The 19,136-nt window shown below is 30.1% G+C and carries 17 protein-coding genes; 1 reads left to right on the top strand and 16 read right to left on the bottom strand.

Translation table 11 applies throughout. From position 1 onward, the window contains the following. Positions 1 to 15 precede the first annotated feature (15 nt). The 13 genes from N1F78_RS06310 to N1F78_RS06250 all read right to left on the bottom strand — a co-directional run bounded on the left by N1F78_RS06310 (position 16) and on the right by N1F78_RS06250 (position 14,739). Positions 16 to 1,242, bottom strand: coding sequence for a WcaI family glycosyltransferase (locus tag N1F78_RS06310; RefSeq protein ID WP_406685335.1), 1,227 nt, complete (start codon positions 1,240 to 1,242; stop codon positions 16 to 18). Between the two features lie 51 nt (positions 1,243 to 1,293). Next, entirely contained in the window at positions 1,294 to 2,085 is a 792-nt protein-coding gene (locus N1F78_RS06305; RefSeq protein WP_406685334.1) for a methyltransferase domain-containing protein, read from the bottom strand. A 22-nt stretch (positions 2,086 to 2,107) separates the two neighbouring features. After that, a complete protein-coding gene (locus N1F78_RS06300; protein WP_406685333.1) occupies positions 2,108 to 3,211 on the bottom strand; it encodes a glycosyltransferase family 4 protein in 1,104 nt (367 codons plus the stop codon). Further along, complete coding sequence (locus tag N1F78_RS06295) at positions 3,211 to 4,257, bottom strand: glycosyltransferase (RefSeq protein ID WP_406685332.1); 1,047 nt, start codon at positions 4,255 to 4,257, stop codon at positions 3,211 to 3,213. The genes N1F78_RS06300 and N1F78_RS06295 overlap by 1 nt, the downstream gene beginning before the upstream one ends. Before the next feature lie 55 nt (positions 4,258 to 4,312). Then, positions 4,313 to 4,954 (bottom strand): class I SAM-dependent methyltransferase, encoded by a 642-nt coding sequence (locus tag N1F78_RS06290; protein ID WP_406685331.1) that lies wholly within the window; start codon positions 4,952 to 4,954, stop codon positions 4,313 to 4,315. A gap of 47 nt (positions 4,955 to 5,001) precedes the next feature. Further along, positions 5,002 to 6,240, bottom strand: a complete 1,239-nt coding sequence (locus N1F78_RS06285) for an O-antigen ligase family protein (RefSeq protein WP_406685330.1) — start codon at positions 6,238 to 6,240, stop codon at positions 5,002 to 5,004. Continuing rightward, positions 6,237 to 7,427, bottom strand: coding sequence for an O-antigen ligase family protein (locus tag N1F78_RS06280; RefSeq protein WP_406685329.1), 1,191 nt, complete (start codon positions 7,425 to 7,427; stop codon positions 6,237 to 6,239). Before N1F78_RS06280 ends, N1F78_RS06285 begins: the two co-directional genes overlap by 4 nt. A gap of 83 nt (positions 7,428 to 7,510) precedes the next feature. After that, on the bottom strand, positions 7,511 to 8,788 hold the full coding sequence (locus N1F78_RS06275) for an oligosaccharide flippase family protein (RefSeq protein ID WP_406685328.1): 1,278 nt from the start codon (positions 8,786 to 8,788) through the stop codon (positions 7,511 to 7,513). A gap of 68 nt (positions 8,789 to 8,856) precedes the next feature. Then, entirely contained in the window at positions 8,857 to 9,489 is a 633-nt protein-coding gene (locus tag N1F78_RS06270; protein WP_406685327.1) for a hypothetical protein, read from the bottom strand. Positions 9,490 to 9,568: 79 nt separating this feature from the next. Further along, positions 9,569 to 10,642 (bottom strand): hypothetical protein, encoded by a 1,074-nt coding sequence (locus N1F78_RS06265; RefSeq protein WP_406685326.1) that lies wholly within the window; start codon positions 10,640 to 10,642, stop codon positions 9,569 to 9,571. Positions 10,643 to 10,651: 9 nt separating this feature from the next. Beyond that, on the bottom strand, positions 10,652 to 12,340 hold the full coding sequence (locus N1F78_RS06260; protein ID WP_406685325.1) for a DUF6909 family protein: 1,689 nt from the start codon (positions 12,338 to 12,340) through the stop codon (positions 10,652 to 10,654). Positions 12,341 to 12,379: 39 nt separating this feature from the next. Further along, positions 12,380 to 13,873 carry a GH3 auxin-responsive promoter family protein gene (locus N1F78_RS06255; RefSeq protein ID WP_406685324.1) on the bottom strand — a complete coding sequence of 498 codons (1,494 nt, stop codon included), beginning with the start codon at positions 13,871 to 13,873 and terminating at the stop codon, positions 12,380 to 12,382. Further along, a complete protein-coding gene (locus tag N1F78_RS06250; protein ID WP_406685323.1) occupies positions 13,873 to 14,739 on the bottom strand; it encodes a M23 family metallopeptidase in 867 nt (288 codons plus the stop codon). Before N1F78_RS06250 ends, N1F78_RS06255 begins: the two co-directional genes overlap by 1 nt. 114 nt (positions 14,740 to 14,853) lie before the next feature. On the opposite strand from N1F78_RS06250, the gene tatA reads away from it, so the two are divergent. Next, positions 14,854 to 15,039: a twin-arginine translocase TatA/TatE family subunit gene (gene tatA / locus N1F78_RS06245; protein ID WP_406685322.1), complete on the top strand. Its 186-nt coding sequence runs from the start codon at positions 14,854 to 14,856 to the stop codon at positions 15,037 to 15,039. 66 nt (positions 15,040 to 15,105) lie between these two features. On the opposite strand, the gene N1F78_RS06240 is transcribed toward tatA, so the two are convergent. The 3 genes from N1F78_RS06240 to N1F78_RS06230 all read right to left on the bottom strand — a co-directional run bounded on the left by N1F78_RS06240 (position 15,106) and on the right by N1F78_RS06230 (position 19,035). After that, entirely contained in the window at positions 15,106 to 16,113 is a 1,008-nt protein-coding gene (locus N1F78_RS06240) for a DUF4837 family protein (protein ID WP_406685321.1), read from the bottom strand. A 20-nt stretch (positions 16,114 to 16,133) separates the two neighbouring features. Then, positions 16,134 to 17,570 (bottom strand): LysM peptidoglycan-binding domain-containing protein, encoded by a 1,437-nt coding sequence (locus tag N1F78_RS06235; RefSeq protein ID WP_406685672.1) that lies wholly within the window; start codon positions 17,568 to 17,570, stop codon positions 16,134 to 16,136. Between the two features lie 277 nt (positions 17,571 to 17,847). Next, on the bottom strand, positions 17,848 to 19,035 hold the full coding sequence (locus N1F78_RS06230) for a phosphoglycerate kinase (RefSeq protein ID WP_406685320.1): 1,188 nt from the start codon (positions 19,033 to 19,035) through the stop codon (positions 17,848 to 17,850). Between the last annotated feature and the right edge of the window lie 101 nt (positions 19,036 to 19,136).

Below are 19,136 nucleotides of genomic sequence, written 5' to 3'. Positions count from 1 at the left end.
ATTTTACAAAAAGATTTATTCCTTCAAAATTTTCGCTAGTGTACTTTCAAAATTATTTAAAACCTTTTTCAATGAAAATTTGTTGGCTACATGTTCTCTTGCATAAAAACCAATATCTTGAGCTTTTTTAGGAGATTCAATTAATTTCTCAACTATATTTATACAATTCTTAACACTATTATCTGATATATAAAAGCCTCCCTTAGATTCCGAAATGACTGATTTCACTTCTGAATCTTCATTCCCTGAAATCAGTGAAGGTCTAGCGCTTGCCATCATGCCCAATAATTTGGATGGCATTACCGAATCAACAACGTCATTTTTTTGAAATAAAATATGTAAGTCTGCGCTACTTAATAAACTTGACAGTTCATTATATGGTACAGGTGGATAATAGGTCACCTTACTTAATTCTTTAATTTTACTATTTAACCATTCTCGTCTAGCTCCATCCCCAACTATTATTATATTTACATTGTGGTTTTCTAAACCACTGGCAAAATTCAGAAAAAATTCCCAATCTTGCTTGTCACCAATATTTCCAGAGTATAAAATGTTAAACGCAGTGTTGGTTGGCATATATCTGTGCCTATTCTCTTTTAAAGGATTAATGTTGTTAATATCAATCCAGTTAGGAAAATAATACGAATCTGTTTTTGATTTGCTAATTAACTTACTTAGCATTACATGACTTATGGTACTATTTATATCTCCCTTATTTAGTAAACTTGATTCAATTTTAAATAATAATTTAAATATTATTCTTTTTAAAAGAAAATCTTTCGATGAAATACCTGTTTGACTCACGGCATCAAACTCGAAATCTTGAACATGATTCCATAACTTTGCCTTTTTCCTCTTTTTTAAAATCCAAGCAAGTAACATAGTGGTAGTATGTGGAACAACACTTATCACCAAATCACATTCTTTAATTTTTAATACATTAACTAGAGACCCTAATGTAAAGTCTAAAAGCAACAAAATACGTTTCAGAAATGTAGGTCTTGATGGAACATATTGCTTATATCTATATATTTTAGTAGACCCCAGATTTTCCAATAAAAATGTGTTTTTGTCTTTATATTCATCTCTAATTTTCCATTGGGGATAGCTTGGAAAACCAGTAATTACACTAACTTTATATCCTTTATCTTCAAGATAATCAACCATTTGAGTATTATATAAACCAATAGCCGTGTCTTCTGGAAAAAAATACCCGCTTATAATCGTAATATTACTCAACTTTCAATTCCTTTATTGATCTTAGTTCTTTTAAAACAAAAACCTAGTTAACTATTCTTTATATCGTTTATGATTATACTTTTCATGGCCATAATTCATATTAAAATGAATATCTCCATTTTTAAGCGTCAACCAAGGTTGCAGCTCAATATTCTTTAGAATTACGAACCCAAAGAGATTTCCCTGTTTTTTAAATAAAAGCACAAAAACCGGTAATACCATCGCTCCAATCTGTGCAGCTATTTTTTTTAACAAATTTTTAGACATTGAAAGTCTTTGTATTGGAACTTTAAGGTCATAATAAAAATGAAATTTATGCTTATGATGCGGTAAATAGGAATTAGTAGTTTTTTTCACCTCATTTTCCGTCCATTTATAAATATAATTAGGAATATGAGAATTTCTCAAACCTCCTGACTTGCCTCCACTTAAAATACACGGTTCAATTTCATAAGTTGTTGTCAACCCTAATTTATTTGTTAACCAATTAAACAAACTATCTCTAGATTCAATAACACCAACACCTTTTCTTGCAACCCTTAACATTTCGCATAAACCAATATGAGGTGAGGCACAATGATGCAATCCTGCATGCACAAAAACCCAATCATATTCCTCATCTTCAATTGATAGGTTTTCAAGATCTTGTCTAATCCAATCGTAAGGCTCATAGTTTACAAAACCCTTGTGAGGATCAAGGTTGGAAATGGTAACATTTTCAAATCCAAAACTTAAAAAAGCATTCATATCCTTCTGTCCTCCAGCTACAATTAGAATTTTATCCTTAACTGAAATTATTTTCCTATTAAGAATATTCCTTATCAATTTTTTGTAAAAATTCATTGCAAATAATTATTGTAAATAATTAAACTTCTTTCAAAATTTTATATATTTTATTAATGAACAAATCACTTCGATAAATAGTACTAGATTGTTGGTGGTTATATCTCATAATTTCTTCAAATTTATTCTTTTCTTTCATGACATTTTTCATTTTCAAAATTATATCTGTAGGATTCTGTGGTTCTACAAATAATCCGTTTTTGCTTGAAAATATATCTGAAATTCCAGCATGATTTGTTGTAAGTATTACATTTCCAGTTGCCATGGCCTCTATAATTGATAAAGGTTGTCCTTCCATTTTATAATATGAGGGAAACACAAACACATTACCCCATAAAAGAAGTCTCTTTTTGTCATCACCATCAACAACGCCAATATAAGACACGTTGTTTAGAGTTTCTAAATACTCATTAATCCTATCTCTTGAATTTATATCAATATTACCAGCTAATTTAGCCTCAAACTCTACTCCATCCTTTTCTAAAATCTTCAAGGCTTCAAGTAAATCAATAATCCCCTTTTCAATCATTAAATTACTTAAATAAATAACTCTAAGTTTTTTTAAGTTCTTATTTTTAACAACCTCCTTATTCAAACCTTCCAATAAGTAATCCTCAACAAAATTATATACGATTTCTATATTTTCACTCTTTAGAAAGGGTGTTAGATTAGGGGTTAAGGATTCTGAAAGCACAATACCCTTATTAGCAATTCCTAATATGGATCTTGCAACTCTTTTTTTTATTCTACTAATACTTCTATATTCATCTCTTAAATAATTACCATGAATATGTAGAACCACCTTTTTTCTTAAGGCTTTTGAAAACCATATTAAAAATGCATATTTTAAAACCCCAAGAAAAGATTGACCTGGAGTAATGTAAACTATATCTGATCTAAAAATTTTATAGCCTTCAAAATTGAATCTTAAACTATTAAATGCTTTTTTAAAAGAAAAAACACCAACTTTTTCATCAAAAAAGGAAGTAGAAGAATTTATTCTTCTAACTTTTACTCCCTTTTTTTTATTTAGCCCTTCAAATACAACTTTATTAGCTATACTGTTTCCCGTAATTGGTTTTGGAAAAGGGCCTATTATTAAAACACTCTTATCGAATTTCCCCATTACTTAATTAAACTTATAAAGCTCTTAGCCATTGCCTCTATAGAATAATTCTCTTGACAAAACCGCATAATGTCATGTCGTTTATTTACCCATTTTTCTTTTTCCTTAAATGCATTAATAATTGTATTCCCAAGAAACACTGAATCATCAGTGTTAAAAAACAAGGCATTTCTATGTTCTATAACAGCCTCTAATTCTGGTGAGTGTGGTTCATCTTTAGAAATTAACATTGGTACTCCAAAACCAAAACTCTGTGTGATAGAAAGCCCTACATAACCCGGAGAGACACTAAACAACGCCTTATCATAAAACGCTTTTAACTTTTCATATTCACCAATATGACCTAAAACTTTAATTTTTTGAATTAAATTTTTTGAATTAATATAATCCATGATTCGTTCTTTCTCCTCGCCATCACCAATAATGATTAATTGACAATCTTCAGGGATTTTTTTAATAATGCTATGGAAGGTTTCTACTAAAAAGAAAGCTTTTTTTGCAGGTGTTAATCTTCCAACATAAATTAAATTATTTATATCATTACCATTATTGTTGGTAATCATATCTTTTTTATAATAAACTGAATTAGGTGCAAATAATATATTTGCGTTTGGCATTTTTATTTGTAATTCATTTTTCTGAGTTGCGGTATAAACAAGTATTACATCAGCTAGATTTCTCATAAAACCTCTAACTCTATCCGTTTTACTACGAGATCCTAATCGTGGCCAAGCATGGCCCCATAAAACTGTTTTTTTTTTAAGGATTTTCCTAACAAATAGTACCACCCAATTTGAAATAATTCTAGGGTTTAACTCCAAAACCATTACATTTTCTTTGGTAACAATGTTCCAAAAACCAATTTGAAATAAAAATTTTCTATTAAAAAAATAATAATTATTTACCTTTTTAAAGGAGGTAGTATTTTCATTGCTTTTTACAGAACTTTCAAAATATTCATCTCCGCCAAAAAGCTCAAATTCTTTTAACTCAGCCTTAATATAATTAAATAAATTACTTCGGTAATCTGGAATTACAGTTTGCAACACAACTAATTTATTTTTAGAAACTTGAGTCAAAATAAAAATAATTAAAGGTAAATTATGAGTTACTTGATTTGATAGCTTCTATCCTAATTTGACTGGAATTATTATTTAAAAAACCATAAAGATTACAAACAATATTAAAAACTTTTTCTCCTAAGATTTTTCTAATTTTCAAATAGTTTGGGGGCCACTTATGTAATAACTCCTCAACTTCTAAAACTTCAAAACCTGCGTGATTAAATAAATTCCCTAAGTTCATCTCTGACCATGTATACAAATGAAAATTAATATCATTTGGTTTATACTTATTTTTCTTTTCATAAGGAACAACAAACACTATTTTTCCATTTGGCTTCAACTTTTTATACAGTTTTTTTAGCTCACTCAATGGGCTTTCTACATGTTCCAATGCATGATTAGAAATTATTAAATCAGCCCAATTATCATCAATAGATTCAATGTTTTCATATGATTTCACTCCCATTTTATTTGCTAATTGTCTGGCACTTTCATTTATTTCAATTCCAACCTTTTCACCACAACTAATATTAGATAAAAGATAACCTCCTCCTGACCCGAAATCAATTACCTTAGAATTTGAATTAATATATTTTTTAAATTTAAACACGTTTGCTTTACCTCCAAAAGCACCAATGTTTTTTTGCCAATTAAAATAATATTCGTCGTAATAGTTCATTTTATTATTTTAGTTCAAAAATATGGTTTAATACTCATTTAAATTATTTATTTCAATAAAGTATTTTGAACTTTTCCATTTAAGTTCTTCAAGATTAAAAAATTCATAAGAAATGCAAACAATATTACACCAGATTGTCTACTCAACACGTTTTCAAAAAGAAAAGAGACTATATAAAGAATTAAAAGCCCTAAAAGAAAATAATCCTTAAACCCTATAGCTAAATTAAAAATATAAACAAGGCTAAGAATAAAAACTATTAACCCAAATGCTCCACATGATAACCAAACAAATAAATATTGGTTATGACTATTGTATTTACCTTTAGGTAATCGTAAATCATTTTGTGCATATTTCATATCTAATTCATTTTGAACATCTCCTAATCCATATCCAAATATAGGGCTTTCTAATACCAGACCAAATGAAGACTTTAATACGAAAAACCTTACGCTAGTTGAGTTGCTTAAATCTACTTTTTCAAAAGACTCAAGTTTAAATAATTCTATAAATCTATTATTTTGCTTTGGTAATAAAACAAACCCTAACAAGATTATCAAAATGCCAATTAGAATTATTTTTTTCCAACTTTTCTTTTTAAAAATAAAAACAACTAAAAGTGACATAATTAAGCCAAGAATAACCCCTTTACTCATTAATAACAGAAGCAATGTAGTTAAAACCAATATGCCCAATATTATTACTAATTTTGTCCAAAACCCCTTTTTGAGCTTTGAAAAGATGGAGAATCCCATTAATATAGCAATGGCAATGAATAAAGAAACATAAATAGAATGATCACCTATATATGGAATATCTGTTATTGCATTCCTAAAAAAATCAGAATCTTTTGTTGAAAACTTCGGGTTACGATAAAAATTCAGCATATAAAATGCTATCAATGAGAAAACTATTGTTGATGAAAAAAAAGTTTTAAATAAAACTGCCTCAATCTTATTAAAATCCCATTTAACATTTCGAAGAAACCAAAAGCATACTACTGGAAATACAATAATGCTCAACATGGTTTCAATTTTTTTAAAACCTCTATGTATGTTATCTGAAAAAAAAGTACTGATTAAAAAAAATAAAAAAAGTGAGCCCATAAAAATCAATGGCTTATACTTTGGGCCTTGTCTATTGCCTATAACAAATAAAATAAAACTACTAACACTAAAAATTATAGGAGGATAACTTTCTAGCCTTTCAGGAATTAATGGATACAACCCAAATAATATAATACTCAAATAGAAAATAAACCAACTAATATTTAGCTTTCTTATCATTTTATATCAATTAATTCTTTCTGCTTTCGTAATTTATAATGGTATCCAGCAAATAAACCTAAAGTTAAAAACATCCCCTTATGCATCCACAGAGTAAAGCTAAACATAGCCTCAATAAAGTAATAAAAAAAGAGCGCTAATAAAATGATATATATTAAATTAAATCTACGGAGTTTATAAGTTATAAAGTACATGTATACAATTAAAAACACTAAATACAAGGACATAACTAAACCAAATAAGCCATATTGACCTAAAAATTCTAAGAACAGATTATGCGGATAAGGCAATATAGAGTAATATTTAAAGGCATCTGGACCAATTCCAAAAGGGTGATCTAAAAAAATAGCTATACTATCACTGTAAGCAATAAATCTATCATCAACTGACTTCTCTGTTTGTTTAGCTAATAATCTTTCAAATAATACTTCAAAATCTATATATTGAATTGCAACAATAAGGGCTAAAACCATAAATGCTGCCGAAGCATAAATTACACTTCTTTTTATTTTAACTTTTGCTAAAACTAAATACAACATAAAAGATATAGTTACAGATAGCATGACTCCCCGTGTCTGGGTAGCTAATAAGAGTAAAACCAATAAAGGTAAAATCACTTTATTGAAGTTTAATTTAAATTTTGACTGGATATTAAAAAACCTCCCATTTGTTATAAACATTATAAATGAAGTTATAATACCTAGTCCTATTAGTTGGCTAAAGGGTATAGGATGAACTCCCGGGAGGGTTAATCTATAAGCTCCATGGCCATAACCTTTAAATAGATATAAAAAACCTCCAAAAACGCCAAGAGCTACTGCTAATAAAAAAGAATATATTAGCAAAGATTTCAAATAACCTTCATAATTGTTAGAATTAATAATTAATATTTTCGGCACATAAAAAAATGGAGAGCCAAGAAATAAAAACCTGAGACTATAATCTAATGACTCGACAAAATCTGTTGCATATATAGACGTCAAAAATAAAGTGAAAATAGAAATCACAAAAAAAACATCAAAAACATCAATCACATATTTAATTGATTTTATAAAGCTTGATCTAAGTAAAATAATGGTAAAACCAAGAAAAGGGGTAATTGCTCCTAACAAAACATCCGTCTCATTAATGCAATTGAAACAAGGTGAAGTATAATCAATATATGGTATTGAGCGAATAATATTCATTTGTAATAATAAAGCAAGCCCCAAAATGGGTCGCTTGAAGCAACAAAACAAAACAATGAAAACTATAAAAAATACCATAAAAACTAGTCTTGTATGTTTTCTTTACTTAAAAAACATTCCTTCTCCTTCTTTAAATTTTTAATGTAAATAATATAACTAAACACCAGTAATAACAGCTCAGTAGTCAGCACAGAAAAGGCCATACCATAAATACCGTTTATCTTAACCAAAACTAAACTTATACATAAATGTAATATTCCCGCTTGAAATAAAATCCGCATTCTCGTTTTATACATTTTTACTGCAGGAAAATATAAACTTATAAACATCATATTTAGCCCAGATAAAATAGCTAGAAACCCAAGAATTTTAAAAACATTAATATATTCCAATAAAAACTCATCATTGTAAATAATAGTTAATATTTCTTTTCCGAAAAACAATATTACAGATGTAATTCCCACTCCAACCATTAAAATAACAGGGCCTATTTTCTTTAAAAACTGAATTCTTTTTATGTAAGGTTGATTTGACAACCAAGGAAATACAGCTTGATAAAAAGGAACATAAACATTCTTGACTGCTAGTAATAATTTTTCAATACTCGAATATACTCCTACTATACTATCAACAGTAAAAAACCCAAGAATTAAAACATTACAGGTGGTATATAAATTAGTGGCAAATTTCCCTAAAAACAGACTCGTACTGTCATAAAAAAGCCTCTTTATTAAGATCCATGGAGGTACAACTAATTTAGTGTGCTTAAGTGCTATAACCAACCCTAAAAAACCTGCTATAATATAACCTATTGAGTTAAATGCAGGCACTAAGTAATAATCAGACTCATTTCTAATTATGAAGAAAATTAATATGGTAAATATCAGTTTTGCTAATATATTTATTAAAGTAACAAATTTCATTTTTTCAATTCCCTGAAAAAACCATACAGGAAACAAAGTATTACCAACTACAACACCAAAACTTAAAAAATAAACTATTGAATTTTCTCTAAATCTTGGCACGAGCTCTACCATAAACCATAACATTAAAAACCAAAAAATGACCAAACCTAATTTAATTAAGATAATGGCCGAAAATATTTGAGATACTTTTTCTTTTTGTTTTTTTAATAATGCTATTTCCCTAGTTCCGCTTATTTCAAAACCAAAATCAACGGCAATATTAAAAAATGTTGCCAATGACTGAGCAAACATTACTAATCCAAATTTTTCTAGTCCCAAAACCCTTACCAAAAAGGGCAGAATTATTAAAGGTAAGATATAGTTTGCTATTTGAAGAACCGATAAAGAGAAAAAGTTTGAAGCAATAATTCTTTTCTCTTGTTTTATTTTATTCATTATAAAATTCTCTTATTTCATATAAACCTAAATCGGACTAGCAACTAACCATAATCTTTCATTCTAGTTTATAATTTTAGTTCCTCAATTTTTATTTTGGAAGGCACAATTAAAAGCCCTCTACTTTTTTTATTTAAAGCTTCTGATTCCCAAGATTTTACTTGATTTTCAACTACATCAGTTGGTCCAAACAACAATCTAAAATAACTAGCTTTAATCTCTAACTCTAAAACGCATTCAAACCAACCATTTTCTTCTGGTTTTATTTTTAATTTTTCATTGTTTGTAAATTCACCATTCTTATATACGCCCCTTACAGTTTTACTTGCAAAATCAAAAACAGCATCAAGCCTCGTGGGATAAACCTCTTGAACTCTTATTCCATAATTACTATACTCATTTATAGGTTTAACAAAAAATGTTATTCTATATTTACCTCCAGTATATCGAATTTTTATATTATTAATAGCAACAAACGTAAAGGTTTCAATATGATCAACAACAGATAAATTGTAAACATCTTCACCTTGAAACTGTTCATTAACTTTAGACATTTCTATACCCCTAAATTCCCAGTTCTTAAACTCGTCATATCTAACCTCACTAATTACATCGCTGTGAACAGAAGTATGGTTCTTTCTTTTTTCACACCCCATAATTGTTAGGGTGAAAAATATGTAAGCAACTATTAATCTTTTCATCTTAAAAAAGGAGAAACTTAAATAAATTAGAGTAAAATAGAAATGAAGAAAGCAAATTCTAAAAAATTAATCAAAACTTTTAATTCTTACTTTGCTCATTCAAAAACCTTCCAAGACCGATAACAGAAAAAATTAATACGGTAATTGAAAAAAGTACAACAGGTAATAATAACTTCATTTTATCATACCACTCTCTAATATCATATCCTGATTCTGGAAAGTCAGCCATAACATTAATAATGTTTTTCTTAATAGCATATGCACTGTCTATTTTTCTTCTTTCTTGTTCATACCTTAATCGGAGCTGGAGAACTTTAGATTCATCAACAATTAAACTACCTGAGGAAGACTCCGAATCACCCAAATATAAATTTGTTCCGGTACCAGGTAAAATTTCTTTATTAGATTCCTTAATTCTAATTTTCAAATATTCCCCTGCTAAAGAGTCTGTTTTTTTAACCTGATCAAATAAAGACTTATCCTTTTTTTGCAATATTTCAACGTTTGCCTTCAAAAGGTTATCTAAATATTCATTTTTTGAAATCCCATTAATAAAAGAGGCTTGAATTCTTTTATAAATATGTTTATCCTCAGAAGAAACACCAATTCTGTGAATAGAAAAATTATAGGGTGTTAAAGAATTTTTATATCTATCATAAGTCATTTCCAGTTGTGAAATGGAATCTAGGCGTTGGTAAAAATCAGAATACATTTCTGCTATCTCATTCTCATCTATATCAGGTTCAATAAAAAAACCTTTTAAACTTGAAGCTTCTGATAAAGTAAGATTTAGCTTTTCAGCTAAGGCTGAAGTATCTTTATCAATACTTGCTAATTGATGAAATTGCTTTATGTTTTCATAAACCTGTCTTGCAGAATTATAATTTGTTTGGATATGCATATTCGCTCCATACAATTTCTCTGAATTAGAATCTATAATAAAACCTAAAACTACACCCACTAAAACCGCGGATACATACCAAACTAATCGTTTATAAATATGTATTAGAATTAATATGGTTACCTTATAAACACCAATAAATATATTTGAAATAAATTTAGATAATCGATCAAAAGCTTTTCCGATAAACTTAAATAACTGCCCTAAATCTACTTCTTCAGATTGTTGCGGTTGAGGAGAATCTTTACTCATAATACTTGTTTAGTTTAATATTTGTTCTAAAATAGTTCTTGTTATTAAATAGGTTGGTTTTACACCTGTAGTACCCAAACCTCCTGAGGCTAAGGTAGCTCCTGTTTCTAAAGGGTTATCACTGGCATAATACGCATATCTTACTTTAACATTGGGATTAATACTGCCTCTTACTTTTGAAGCCGCCTGAATTGCCTTTTGATAATGAGCTCCCTCCATTTCCAAGCCTATAACTTGCCAAGTTGAATTATAAAAGAATTTAAGAATATCTTTGTTTTGAAGAGAGGTTCCTAAAACAGTAATCATAGCCCCTTCATAAACATCAATTCCTTGACCATTTAAGTCTTCTTTTTTTAGTTCATTTTTAAAAGGATAATTATCGGCTGTTCCTTCAAAAATGTGAGCCGAAGGAATCATTATATCACCTTTACCACCTTCCAAAATACCTGCTTTACCCATAATTGAAATAGATTCAACATTTAAATGAATCTTTTCCCCATTCTTGTCAAATGGTTTCAAAAGTTCATCTATAGTTTCGTAGGCTTGTTCACCAAAGGCATAATCCATTACCAAAATCACAGGCCTTTTTTCCTTTAAAGCGAAATCATTAATCTTAATATCAACATTAGTCTGATCAATCTTACTAGTATCAAATATTTGAACGTCAATATTCGTCCCTGAATCATCCTTGATATACATCATTCCATTTCGCAACGCTGTATTTGTTATTTTATTGCGTAATGCTTCATTTTCTTTTTTACTTAGCTCTTCATAAACTTCAAAAACATCTTTTTTTCCGGCTGTCTTTTTTAAAGATAATGAGGTAAAAAGTGTGTTCATAACACTATGCATATTGGCGCTTATAATATGAACAGGTCGTTCAATTAAACTATTCTTAAAAAGAATTTCTTTTATATTGTTTGCCCATATTTCTCCATAAATATGATGCCCAATTCGTTCTCTTAATACAGGACTAAATGTAATGGTTCTTTTATTCCTACCTATTTCTTCTTCTATAGCAAGTTTCCCCAACCAATAAACAATATGCAAAAGTCTTTCCGGTTGCTTTTTAGTTGCAAAATCTTCATACACAGCCCTAAGTTCATTAAAAGTTCTTCCAAGTATATTTGCTGTGTGGGTTATGGCTACTTCACGTTCTTCTTTAGTTAAATCTCCTTTAGAAAGCACTGCCTTTTCTAACTTTTCCCAATCTCTTGTGGTTAAGCCCTCTTCATTGATTAAAACTCTATTACTAATTTTATGAGATTCTACAAAAAGAAAAGTAAGATGTGTTAATATATCATAAATTTCAGAACGACCTCTGGTAATCTCAATATTCATTTGTTCAGAATCAATTCTGTAACAATTTCTACGTCTCTTTTCTGGAATAATTGGTTTGAAATGTGAATTAGAATAACCCTCATCACTAGTTAAGTTAATAAATGTACATTCTTCAATACCTTCTGGAAGTCTGTCTATAACATATAATAACCCTTCAATTTCTGCTTTTTCTTCTCCAATAGAACCGTAGATTTCCGGCCTCAAAAGCAGTAAAGAATTGCGAAGCATTTCTCCCGAAATACCCATAGGTTTATAAAACCCACGAATAAACAAATGGCGCATAGTAATATACATCCTTTCAATAGCACTTGAACTCTCTTGAGCTCGCGTTCTTTCATGATGTTTTATATTACCCATTAGCGCATTTTTTCAGAGCCAAAGATAATACTATTTGTTTTAATTTATGTACGGAAAATCCTTAACAATTTTTCTATCATTAGAAAGTCTTGGTAATTTATTTTGCCCTCCTAATTTACCAATAGATTTCATATACATTTTAAATCCATCTTTCTTAACGGTAGTGATTTTAAGGGTTTGTAGCACCTTACCTTCAATTAAGTCAAAATAATATGTGTTTTGTTTCTGCAGCGATTCATCTATTTTTTTTGCTAAAGCATCAAGATCTTTAGGCTCTTCTTCAAACTCAATAAACCATTCATGATATGGCAACCCTTTTTTAGGATTAATTTGAGGGGCTACTGTAAACTCTGTAATACTAATACCCGTATTAGTACTAACTTCTTGAATAGCTTGTTCTACCTCCTTACCAATAACATGTTCACCAAAAGCAGAAATAAAATGTTTTATTCTACCCGATACGATAACGCGGTATGGTTTTATGGAAGTAAATTGAACTGTATCTCCAATATTATATCCCCATAGACCAGCATTGGTAGAAATTATCATAACATAATTTACATCTACCTCAACATCTTTTATAGTAATACGTTTTGGGTTATCTGTAAAAAATTCATCGGCTTTAATGAACTCATAAAATATGCCTGAGTTTAATTGCAACAGCATTCCTTTTTCATTCTGTTTGTCTTGAAAAGCGAAAAAACCCTCACTTGCAGGATATAGCTCAATACTATCTACCTTTCTTCCTATTAAACTTTCAAACTTAGAACGATATGGCTCATAATTAACTCCGCCAAAAATGAATAAATTAAAATTCCTGAAAATTTCACCAACAGGCTTTCCTGTTTTTTGAATCAACTTCTCAAAATACATTTGTACCCAAGATGGGATTCCAGAAATAATGGTCATGTCTTCATTTAAAGTTTCATTTACAATGGCATCTACTTTTGTTTCCCAATCTTCAATACAATTGGTTTCCCAAGATGGCAATCTGTTTTTCTGGAGATACTTAGGTACATAATGCGCCACTATACCTGAAAGCCTTCCTAATTTCACACCATTTTGCTCATTTAAAATTGGGCTACCTTGCAAAAAAATCATTTTTCCATCAACAAATTTGGAATTGCCAGTTTCATGTATATATAGCAAAATAGCATTTCTTGCTGCCTCAACATGACTTGGCATACTCTCTTTTGTAATAGGAATATATTTAGCTCCAGAGGTTGTTCCTGATGTTTTTGCAAAATAAATGGGCTTTCCTTTCCAAAGTATATCTTTTTCTCCTGCTACAACTCTTTCAACATAAGGCCTCAGGGCTTCGTAATCCCTTACAGGAACACGTTTTACAAAGTCTTCATGCGAATTTATACTAATAAAATCATGGTCTTTTCCAAACTGAGTAGGAGTCGCACTGGAAATTAATTCTTGAAAAACTTTTTCTTGAGTTTTTATAGGGTTGTTGGCCCACTTTTTCATGTTTTTGTAAACACGTTTTGCAAATGGTTTCGCTAAAACAGATTTTATTGACAGCATTATTTAAAATCTATAAAATTTGTTGGATTGATAGGGTAACCATCGTTCCAAAGTTCAAAATGTAAATGAGGTCCCGTTGAGAGTTCTCCTGTGTTGCCAGCAGTGGCAATAACTTCTCCAGCTTTTACCAAATCCCCTTGAGATTTAGTGAGTTCTTCATTATGCTTATATACGGATATTAGCCCATAACTATGTTCTATAATAATTACATAACCTGTACTAGCTGTCCATTCAGAAAATATAACAATACCATCTGCTGTGGCTTTAACAGGAGTGTCTTTAGGCACCACAATATCTACGGCATAGTGTTTTTCTTTAGCATTATAATGTTCAGTTACAATACCATTTACAGGTGGAAATAACACAAAATTGGTAGCTGTTGTAGCAGATTCAAACAAGTTGTATTTATCTTCTTTATCAACTTTATCTCTTAATAGAGAATCTTCGGCTATTGGTACTAAATCTACTTCACTAGCCTCTAATTTGACAGCTTCAATAATAGAATCTTTATTGAAATCTACAGAACTTACATCCCCTTTTAGCACCTTTTTTATAGAACCATAGTACAATTCATTCATGGCTATTACTCTATGTAAAGAATCTGTTTTAAAAGTAAGCTCTGTTGCTTTCTTTTTTAAAGCTGTTGAAGAATACCCAGGAATATACTCTCTAAGCGGAGTAAATGCAATTAATGTATAGGTTAATGCTATTAAAATTAAAGCCGATAAAGACCCCATAACAAATACATTGAGCCTAGTTAATTTAAAAGACAGGCGCTCTTCAAAAGTAAGCTCGTTAAGTATAACCAATCTATACTTATCGAGTAATTTCCTTTTAATCTTTTTAGGCTCCTTCTTTTTCTTCATGAAAGGCAAAATTAAATAAAATTATTGCAATCTAATTTTTGAATATACTAAAGTTATGCTTAAAACGCTTTTATTAAACATTAATTATTAACTTTGTTTTTTAAAATAATTATTATGAGCTTATATATGTTACCATTAGCAATAGGTCCTTTGCAAATAACACTAATTATTGTTGTTGTATTATTGCTTTTTGGAGGTAAAAAAATACCAGAATTAATGCGCGGATTAGGCAGCGGAATTAAAGAATTTAAAGACGCTAGCAAAGATGAAGAAGAAGCTAAAAAAAACGGAAAAGAATAGTACTATATTTATTCATAAAAAAAGGCCAACTAAATAAGTTGGCCTTTTTTATTTCTTTTCTATTAGTTATTCAATCTTAACAGATTTTATGATAGCTTCCAACTCTAACATATAATTACGCTTTTCAACAGAGGGAGCAAATACAAACCCTTCTATACCAACCCAACGTTTATTTACCTTGTCTTCAACAGTGTAGTTTATAAAAGCACCACCCATAAAATCGTTTGTTAGCTCCCAAATACCTTTGGTTTCAAATGCTGGTTTATTATCTATAATGGTCTGCGTATGAAATGGCGTATAGGCATCTTCTGTAACCATATATGAACTTATTTTGTTTCCTTGTGCATCAACTGTATCATCTAACCTGCCTTTAAAGTAAGTTTTTCCAATAGAGTCTCTTATTTTAATTATTTGAGTTACCGTACTATCATTCCTTGTTATGGCATCATATGGCAAATCATAAATCATTAAATGCGTATGGCCCGTGGTAATGTTTTTTCTAAGCCAAAAGAAGTTTTCTTTTTCTTTTGCCGCCTCATAAATTGAAGGGAACTTAATTGTTAAACCTAGTTTCTCTTTAATAGAAGTAAAACTATGTGGAGATTTAGACATTTGACGCTGTCTTTCTGCAATCTCCATGTTTCTGAAAGTCTCAATTATTTTATCGCCATTTTCTGAAATTAATTTAATAATATCTTGCCTTGTTTTACCTGAAAGAACAACCACTTTTTGAGGTTTCGCATATACATTATCATTAAAATTAATAGAAGGCTCCTTACCGGTTTCTACTTTTAAAATAGTCCTGTTTTTAGTAACAAAATCTGAAAAAACTTGCGGTGGAATTTGGCTTAATGTAAACATGGGCTCATCTTGAGGCAAACCATATATGGGTTGAGTAAGTACTTCACGTATAGCATCTCCAACACTACCTTCCCACAGATTATTCTCTACTACAATAGAAACATGATTAATATTTCCTGTAGAATCAAAAAGAATTTTTTCTGATGTTTTTGATTTCTCTTTACAAGATATTACAGCCAAAACTATGATTGCTGATAGAAGAATTTTTTTCATGAATATGTTTATTTAAGGAATTATCCTTTAGATATTTTAAGTTTCATTCCCGGTTTTAAATTACTACCACTAATACCGTTCCATTCTCGAATATTTTGAATAGAAACTCCAGAAAATTTTTGAGAAATGCTCCATAATGAATCACCACTCTTAACTGTATAAATAATTACATCACCTGTAATGGGCTTAATTTCTACCTTTTTTTGAGGTTGACTATTTGATTTTGCTATGGGTGGTGTATACGGTTTTCTTGGATAAATGGTTAGTCTTTGTCCTATTTTTAAATCGTTGCTACGTAAACCATTCCAACGTTTTATTTGGCTCACTCTTACGCCGTAGCGCCTTGCAATTTTTCCTAAATAATCTCCAGACCTAACTCTATATCTAATCCTGTCTGTAGCATTAAAAAATTGTGGTAATGGTTTTTCTCTTTTGGCAAATTCTTCTTTTACAAAAGCATAAATCTGCGCTTCGTTATTTACAAATGTACCTACAACTTCTTTGGGTAATCTTAAATAATAATTCTCTCCTTTAATTACCGGAATAATATCTAATTTGTATGAAGGGTTTAAAAACTGAAGCTCTTCTACAGGTGTGCCTGTTACTTCTGATACCTGATCTAGAGTTATCATATTTTTCACCAAAACCGTATCTGTTTCTTTAAGCACAAAATTTGGTTTAATATTTTTAAAACCATGAGCCTCAGCATATTCAAAAATGTACATATTAGCCAGAAAAGCGGGTAAATATCCTGCCGTTTCTCTAGGTAAATTATGCCTAATATTCCAGTAATTTTTATAGCCACCTGAACGACGTATGGCCTTAGTTACATTTCCTGGACCCGAATTATAAGCCGCCAGGGCCAAGTCCCAATCTCCAAAAATTTTATAGAGTCTAGCCAAGTATTTAGATGCCGCTTCAGTAGATTTTATAGGGTCACTGCGTTCATCTACATAACTACTTACATCTAAACCATATTCTTTTCCAGTACCAAACATAAATTGCCATAAACCCGTGGCACCTACTCTAGATTTTGCTCTTGGCCTTAATGCAGATTCTACTATGGCCAGATATTTTATTTCTAATGGAATATTATGTTTATCTAACTCTTCTTCAAATAAAGGAAAATAATAGTTACTTAAACTAATTAACTTTTGAAGTGATTTACGCCTATGTTTTAAATACGATTTTATAACACTTTCTAAAGCAGGATTATACTCTACATTAAACGGTGTTCTGGCATTAAGTGCCTCTAATCTCATTTTCAAAGTATCCGTTGGTAATTCTGGATATTCAACATCTTCAAAACTTAATTCTGTAACCGATTTATAAATGGTATCAAATAAGCTGGTACTATATAATTCTTCCTGCCACTTTTCATCAAAATTTGCAGCAAGTTCAAGGTCTTTTAATTTCTTAATATCCGTTGAATCAGGAGTTGATTCAACTGTTTCAATTGATTGATAGTGCCAACTAAACTATCCTTAACGGGGGTATTAGAAGAGGCACCTGCATCTTCTGTTTGCGAATAAGAAAACGATATACTAAAAAGGAAAATAAGTATATAAAAACGAATAGCCATAATATCTCTCTTCATTGAACGATAGTATGGCTAAATTCGTGTTTTTTATGGGATTTTGAAAACTTAATTTATTTTATTCCCAAATTCCTAAAAGCTTTCTGTTGGAGTATTTTTACTAGTTAAAGTCTAAACTAAAAGCGATTTCTGAAATTTTACTCTAAAATTGCAGCAATTCCTGGTAAAGTTTTCCCCTCTAAACTTTCTAACATAGCACCTCCACCAGTACTTACGTAACTTACTTTATCTTGGAATCCAAATTGTTTTACAGCTGCTACAGAATCACCTCCACCAACTAGTGAGAAAGCCCCGTTTTTGGTAGATTCTGCAATAGAGTTTCCTAATTCTATAGTACCGTTTGCAAAACTTTCCATTTCAAAAACGCCTAAGGGGCCATTCCAAAGTATCGTTTTGCTTTCCATAACTACCTTGTGGAATTTTTCTATTGATTTTGGTCCGGCATCTACACCTTCCCAACCATCAGGAATAGCTGTGATATCCACAGTTTGCTTGTTAGCATCGTTACTAAACGCATCTGCAGCAATAGTGTCAACAGGAATATGTATCTGAACATTTTTTTCTTCTGCTTGTTTTAAAATATCTAAAGCAAGTGGCATTTTATCATCTTCACAAATAGAATTACCAATACTACCACCTTGAGCCTTAATAAACGTAAAAGCCATACCACCACCAATAATTAAGTGATCTACTTTATCAAGAATGTTTTCTATAATGGTAATTTTTGAAGATACTTTAGCACCACCCAAAATGGCTAAAACTGGTTTTTCTCCAGTTTCCATTACCTTTTTTATACTATCTATTTCTTGTGCTAATAAGCTTCCGAAACATTTATCTTCTGGAAAAAACTGAGCAACAATAGTTGTAGATGCATGAGCCCTATGCGCAGTTCCAAAAGCATCATTTACATAAACATCTCCTAATTTAGAAAGCTTTTCTGCAAAGTCTTTATCTCCTGCTGTTTCTTCTTTGTAATAACGAAGATTCTCTAATAATAAAATTTGACCTGGTTCTAAACTTGCAGCTGCAGCTTCAACATCAGCACCAATACAATCTGAAACAAATTTAACTTCAACACCTAAAACGTCTTGTACTTTTTCTACAATATGCTTTAATGAAAACTCAGCTTGAAATCCTTTTGGACGCCCTAAATGCGACATTAAAATACAGCTTCCGCCATCTTCTAATATTTTAATGATTGTTGGTTTTGCAGATACAATTCTGGTAGCATCTGTTACCTCAAAATTTTCATTTAAAGGCACATTAAAATCAACACGGATTAAGGCTTTTTTATTTTCAAAATTGAAATCGTTAAGAGTCTTCATTTTTATTGTTTTATATCAATTAGAACACAAATGTAGTTAATTAAATAGCACTAAAAAATGCCTTTTTTTACGAAAACGTTTGAAGTGGAAAAGATTTTTTG

Origin of the sequence: Seonamhaeicola sp. MEBiC01930 (genome assembly GCF_045277075.1) — a bacterium.
Classification (GTDB): domain Bacteria; phylum Bacteroidota; class Bacteroidia; order Flavobacteriales; family Flavobacteriaceae; genus Seonamhaeicola.
Note: the sequence above shows the minus strand (reverse complement) of the source record. Positions and strands in the feature narration are given on the sequence as shown.

What these genes read in the sequence shown, in the direction of transcription:
- N1F78_RS06240 (WP_406685321.1), bottom strand. Translation starts at nt 16,113, where the DNA reads ATGAAAAAAATTCTTCTATCAGCAATCATAGTTTTGGCTGTAATATCT.
- tatA (WP_406685322.1), top strand. Translation starts at nt 14,854, where the DNA reads ATGAGCTTATATATGTTACCATTAGCAATAGGTCCTTTGCAAATAACA.
- N1F78_RS06230 (WP_406685320.1), bottom strand. Translation starts at nt 19,035, where the DNA reads ATGAAGACTCTTAACGATTTCAATTTTGAAAATAAAAAAGCCTTAATC.
- N1F78_RS06305 (WP_406685334.1), bottom strand. Translation starts at nt 2,085, where the DNA reads ATGAATTTTTACAAAAAATTGATAAGGAATATTCTTAATAGGAAAATA.
- N1F78_RS06285 (WP_406685330.1), bottom strand. Translation starts at nt 6,240, where the DNA reads ATGATAAGAAAGCTAAATATTAGTTGGTTTATTTTCTATTTGAGTATT.
- N1F78_RS06255 (WP_406685324.1), bottom strand. Translation starts at nt 13,873, where the DNA reads ATGCTGTCAATAAAATCTGTTTTAGCGAAACCATTTGCAAAACGTGTT.
- N1F78_RS06265 (WP_406685326.1), bottom strand. Translation starts at nt 10,642, where the DNA reads ATGAGTAAAGATTCTCCTCAACCGCAACAATCTGAAGAAGTAGATTTA.
- N1F78_RS06300 (WP_406685333.1), bottom strand. Translation starts at nt 3,211, where the DNA reads ATGGGGAAATTCGATAAGAGTGTTTTAATAATAGGCCCTTTTCCAAAA.
- N1F78_RS06270 (WP_406685327.1), bottom strand. Translation starts at nt 9,489, where the DNA reads ATGAAAAGATTAATAGTTGCTTACATATTTTTCACCCTAACAATTATG.
- N1F78_RS06250 (WP_406685323.1), bottom strand. Translation starts at nt 14,739, where the DNA reads ATGAAGAAAAAGAAGGAGCCTAAAAAGATTAAAAGGAAATTACTCGAT.
- N1F78_RS06280 (WP_406685329.1), bottom strand. Translation starts at nt 7,427, where the DNA reads ATGAATATTATTCGCTCAATACCATATATTGATTATACTTCACCTTGT.
- N1F78_RS06260 (WP_406685325.1), bottom strand. Translation starts at nt 12,340, where the DNA reads ATGGGTAATATAAAACATCATGAAAGAACGCGAGCTCAAGAGAGTTCA.
- N1F78_RS06275 (WP_406685328.1), bottom strand. Translation starts at nt 8,788, where the DNA reads ATGAATAAAATAAAACAAGAGAAAAGAATTATTGCTTCAAACTTTTTC.
- N1F78_RS06290 (WP_406685331.1), bottom strand. Translation starts at nt 4,954, where the DNA reads ATGAACTATTACGACGAATATTATTTTAATTGGCAAAAAAACATTGGT.